This window comes from Marinobacterium profundum (assembly GCF_001528745.1).
Taxonomy (GTDB): domain Bacteria; phylum Pseudomonadota; class Gammaproteobacteria; order Pseudomonadales; family Balneatricaceae; genus Marinobacterium_A; species Marinobacterium_A profundum.
The window spans coordinates 1-5,174 of sequence record NZ_BCNS01000189.1; the positions used below are offsets into that span (position 1 = coordinate 1).

The 5,174-nt window shown below is 58.1% G+C and carries 3 protein-coding genes and 1 pseudogene; all 4 read right to left on the minus strand.

The features are described from left to right. Window positions 1-295: 295 nt before the first annotated feature. The gene (locus MPRO_RS21535) at window positions 296-1,720 is read right to left on the minus strand and encodes a uracil-xanthine permease family protein (RefSeq protein ID WP_067298203.1); all 1,425 of its coding nucleotides are present in this window, start codon (window positions 1,718-1,720) and stop codon (window positions 296-298) included. 552 nt (window positions 1,721-2,272) lie between these two features. Beyond that, window positions 2,273-3,895, minus strand: coding sequence for an NADP-dependent glyceraldehyde-3-phosphate dehydrogenase (locus tag MPRO_RS21540; RefSeq protein WP_067298205.1), 1,623 nt, complete (start codon window positions 3,893-3,895; stop codon window positions 2,273-2,275). A gap of 346 nt (window positions 3,896-4,241) precedes the next feature. After that, entirely contained in the window at window positions 4,242-5,000 is a 759-nt protein-coding gene (gene tpiA / locus MPRO_RS21545; RefSeq protein ID WP_067298204.1) for a triose-phosphate isomerase, read from the minus strand. A 38-nt stretch (window positions 5,001-5,038) separates the two neighbouring features. Continuing rightward, a pseudogene (eno, locus tag MPRO_RS25325) lies at window positions 5,039-5,174 on the minus strand (phosphopyruvate hydratase); the annotation flags it as partial.

Below are 5,174 nucleotides of genomic sequence, written 5' to 3' on the forward strand. Positions count from 1 at the left end.
CCGTGCAGTGCTGGGGGACGTGACCCAGGTGCTGGGCGGGCAGCGCGCGAGTTAGAGCAGCCTGCCTGCCTTTCCCTCGCGACGCTCAGCTAAGCCCGACAGGCTGCTAGGAGGCTGTCCGACAATACTCAACCTACTGCGAGCCACCTGAGTTTGGCTATTTTTCGTGCTGTTTTGCGTTAAATAGAACCACTATTCACAAGCTACATCCCTGTAGCTTGCCCTGTGGGCAGCTAACGCTGTGCACATCGGCTATCCTGCCGATTTATCGCCTTAAAACACCGCAAAAAACCGCTCAAATCAGTCGGCTCTCGCTACGGCCAGCATTCTCGGACAGCCTCCTAGAAGCTGTTGCCGTATCTTCAGCATCTGTCGCGGTTATCTCACTTTCGCCCGCTTGTGTTGTCGGCAGCAGCAGACTCAGTACTATCGCGGCCAGGCCGCCGGTAGTAATGGGGGAGCCGAAGATGCTCTGCACCATTTTTGGCATCTGGCTAAGCAGGTCGGGGGTCATTACGCCCAGGCCCAAGCCAAAGGACACCGCCAGGATCAGCAGTTTGCGCCTGTCGAGGGTTTCGTTGGCGAGGATTTTTACGCCCGCTGCGGCGACGGTACCGAACATCACCAGAGTAGCACCGCCCAGAACCGGCTTGGGAATCTGCTGCAGGATACCGCCAATTATCGGGAACAGCCCCAGCAGCATCAGCAGGGCGGCGATGTAGAAACCGATGTGGCGGCTGGCGACGCCTGTTAGCTGTATCACGCCGTTGTTCTGGCTGAAGGTAGTATTGGGGAAGGTGTTGAACAGCGCGGCCAGCATGGAATTGAAGCCATCGGCCAGCACGCCGCCGCGGATACGCTTGATGTAGCTGTCACCACGAATTGGCTGCTGGGAAATAATGCAGTTGGCGGTCAGGTCGCCGGTGGATTCGATAGCGGTGATCAGGTAGATCACAGCGATGGGGGCGAAGGCGCTCCAGTCAAACGAGAAGCCGTAGCGCAGTGGCATGGGGACGCTCAGCAGGGGCAGGGCGGCGAGGCCGTCGAAGCTGACCTTGCCCATGAATATGGCGATAACAAAACCCAGCAGCAGGCCGAGAACGATGGAGGACAGTCGCAGCCAGGGGTTGGCGCAGAAGTTGAGTGCAATGATGCACAGCAGTACAACACCGCCCAGGGCAAGGTTAGCCGGGCTGCCGAAGTCAGGTGCATTTACGCCACCGGCGAGATCGGTCATGCCGACCTTGATCAGGCTGATACCGATAATGGTGATGACGATGCCGGTGACCAGCGGGGTGATAATGCGCTTTAGACGATGCAGAAACTGACTCAGCACAATCTCGACAAAGGCGCCAAAGAAGCAGACACCCAGGATCAGCGAGAGGATTTCCTCTGGGCCGCCGCCCTTGGCCTTGGCAATAAAGCCCGCCGCCAGCACTGAGCTAAGAAAGGCAAAGCTGGTGCCCTGCACGCAGATCATGCCGGCGCCTATGCCCAGCGGGCGCCAGGCCTGTATCAGGGTGCCGACGCCTGAAACGAACAGCGCCATGCTGATCAGGTAGGGGATATGTTCTCCGAGCCCCAGCACTCCGCCGATAATGAGGGTCGGGGTTATGATGCCGACAAAGCTCGCCAGCACATGGGCGATGGCGGCGAAGCTGGACTGGCTAAAGCCGGGTGTGGCATCAAGCGGGTAGAGCAGTTCATTAGGCGCAGACATGGGGTTCTCCTTGAAACCGGGATTGACGTTAAGGCTGATCGCCTGTCGTACCCGCGTAATGTGATGTCTGCCCTGGTATAAGCAAAAACCTGACCACTTAAACAAGTTAATGACAGGTATTTTTTAAGTATATGTATATCAATGCCTTGCGATATTATTCTGGTAGGAGTGAGGCCGGTTCAGGCCTTTTGCTGTGATCTGTGAGCGCTGGCTGTGCGCCACGTCAAGGCACAGTCGCATCCTTTCGGGGCATAGGTTAAAAGCAGGTGCGAGGTGCGAGGCTAGGGGCTAGGGGAAAGGGTGCAGCAGTGAGCAGCAGTGAGCAGCAGTGAGCAGCAGTGAGCAGCAGGGAGCAAGCAAGGAGCTAGGTTAAAAGAGCAGGGGCGAGATTAAAAGCAGGGGCTAGATGCGAGGGGCTAGGCTAAAAAAAGCGGGCAAGAGTTATGAATAGCAAAAGGCCCCGCCGTGGCTGAATGCCAGGGCGGGGCCTTTTTGGGTCATTCTGGCTGTAGCGCAGCGGTGCTCAGAGGCTGGCGCCGCAGGGTTAGGCCATCAGAAGATATAGTCGGTCGACAGGAAGCTGGATTCGCGGTCGCGGATAATGCTGCCGATCAGTGCCTTGCTGTCTGCGGTATCTTTTGCCGCCACCAGGGTACGGATGGAGAAGACCCGCAGGGCGTCGGAGACCGACAGGGTGCCTTCGGCGGAATCCTTGCGGCCGTTGAACGGGAAGGAATCGGGCCCGCGCTGACACTGGGCGTTGAGGTTGATACGGCCCACCTGATTGACGCAGGCATCGATCATGCGCGCCATCTGCTTGGCATCGCGGCCGAACAGGCTGAGCTGCTGACCGAAGTTGGAGCTGCGAACATACTCGATTACTTCGCTCAGGTCGTCGTAGGGCACGACCGGCACTATGGGGCCGAACTGCTCTTCGTTATAGACGCGCATCTGGGCCGATACCGGGTACAGCAGCGCCGGGCAGAAGAAGGTTTCCAGGGTAGTGCCGCCCTGTTCGTTCATGATCTGGGCGCCCTTGCTGCAGGCATCGGCCAGCAGGTTGGTGAGGAACTCGGTCTTGCCGGGTTCCGGCAGCGGCGTCAGGGTCACGCCGGCTTCCCAGGGCATGCCAGCCTTGAGCGTCGCCATCTTGGTGACGAAGCGGCTGACGAATTCGTCGACAATGCTGCGGTGCACGAAAAGGATTTTCAGGGCGGTGCAGCGCTGGCCGTTAAAGGACAGCGAGCCGGTCACGCATTCATTGACGGCGTTATCCAGGTCGACATCGGGCAGCACTATGCCGGGGTTCTTGGCATCCAGTCCCAGGGCTGCACGCAGGCGGTGCGGTTTGGGATGCAGCTTTTTCAGATCGCTGGCGCCCTTGTTGGTACCTATAAAGGCGAACACATCTACCTTGCCGGATTCCATCAGTGCGCCCACTGTTTCACGGCCGCGGCCATAGATGATGTTGATAACACCGGGCGGGAAGCTGTCGCGGAAGGCTTCGAGCAGCGGGCGTATCAGCAGCACACCGAACTTGGCCGGCTTGAACACTACCGTATTACCCATGATCAGGGCCGGAATCAGGGTGGTGAAGGTTTCGTTCAGCGGGTAATTGTAAGGGCCCATGCATAGCGCCACGCCCAGGGGTACACGGCGAATCTGGCCGAGGGTGCCCTGTTCGTTTTCGAAGCGACTTGAGCGTCGATCCAGTGCCTTGAGGGCATTAATGGTATCAACTATGTAATCACAGGTACGGTCAAATTCCTTTTCGGAATCCGCCCGATTCTTGCCGATTTCCCACATCAGCAGACGCACGACGGCGTCGCGCTGTGGCTTCATTTTATTTAGGAAATTTTCAACGTGTCCGATGCGCTGCGCAACGGTCATTGTAGGCCAGGCGCCCTGACCCAGGTCGTAGGCGTTAACGGCGCTGTCCAGTGCCTGCAGGGCGGCATCGGCATTCAGCAGAGGGGTGCTGCCGAGGATGGCTTGCTGCAGGGTGCCATCGGGCTGGCGCAGGAAAATAGGGCTCTTGACCGGCGCTAGGTCCCCGTTCCACTGGATAAGCTCACCATTGACCAGATATTCGCGCTGGGTGATTGGAGCTTCGGATTGATAGTCCGCGGGTATATCCGCTGCGGCGGGAAAGAGTTGAGACAGGTCCGTGGTCATAATCATTGCCCTCCAGAAATTAGCGTGAGTTAATCCGCAGGCGTGTACCGTCTGCTGGTTAGAATGTAATCGTTTTATTGGGGTTGGTCGATATTATTTGCGTATATTAACGAAAATTATCCTTCTTGATATCTACAGGATAAAGACGTCGCTGACGTAGCTGCGAACAGGTTGCTAGCCGACCGCTTATCGCTGGGAAGTATGTCCGCAAGGATGCGCAGCTGACCCGGCGCAGGGTTTGCGCTTTCGTCTGTGCAGAGTGCAGAGTGCCGGTTGGGCCTTTTCCCGGCAGGAGTCCAGAGAGAACAGTCGAGTTGCTTAATCACTCTAGCTTTTAGCGGCGCTCTTAGCTGTGCAGCGCAGCTGCCTGGCAGATGGCTGCAAAGGCTGCGGCATCCAGGGATGCGCCGCCAACCAGAGCGCCGTTGATATCGGGTTGGGCCAGCAGAGCGGCGGCATTGTCTGCCTTGACGCTACCGCCATAAAGCAGCGGCAAACGCTCGGCAATGGCCGCAGACTGGCCGGCAAGCAAGCGGCGGATAAAGCCGTGTACCGCCTGAGCCTGTTCCGGTGTTGCGGTTTCGCCGGTACCTATGGCCCAGACCGGCTCATAGGCAATGACGCAGCCTTTGAGTGTCTCGATGCCCAGACTGTCGATAACGGTCTGTAACTGGCGGGCAACCACGGTTTCGGTGCTGCCGCTCTGGCGTTCCTGCAGGCTTTCACCCACACAAAGTACCGGTATAAGGCCGCCAAGCTTGGCGGCGATAAACTTCTTCGCCGTGTCAGCGTCGGTTTCGCCATAAAGGCTGCGCCGCTCCGAATGGCCAATCAGCACATAGCGACAATTCAGATCCTTGAGCATGGCCGCGCTGACCTCACCCGTATGGGCGCCGGCCTCATGGGCATTGAGGCTTTGGGCCCCTAGCAGAATCTTGCTGCCCAGCAGGCGCGAATCGGCCTGGGAGATATAGGGAAACGGCGGACACAATACAATCTGAACGCCTTTGAGTTCGACCAGAGCGGGCAGCAGCTGATCGAGCAGCACCTCGTTTGCCGAGAGGCTGCCGTTCATTTTCCAGTTACCGATAACCAGTGATTGCATTCTGTTCGTCCCGTTTCCTTATTTCAGGCAGAGTCGGCTTACGCCTGACCCTTGATTTCCTTCAAGCCTTTGTAGGGCGCCTGACCTGCAAGTTCTTCCTCGATGCGCAGCAGGCGGTTGTACTTGGAGACGCGATCGGAGCGGCACAGGGAGCCGGTCTTGATCTGGCCCGCC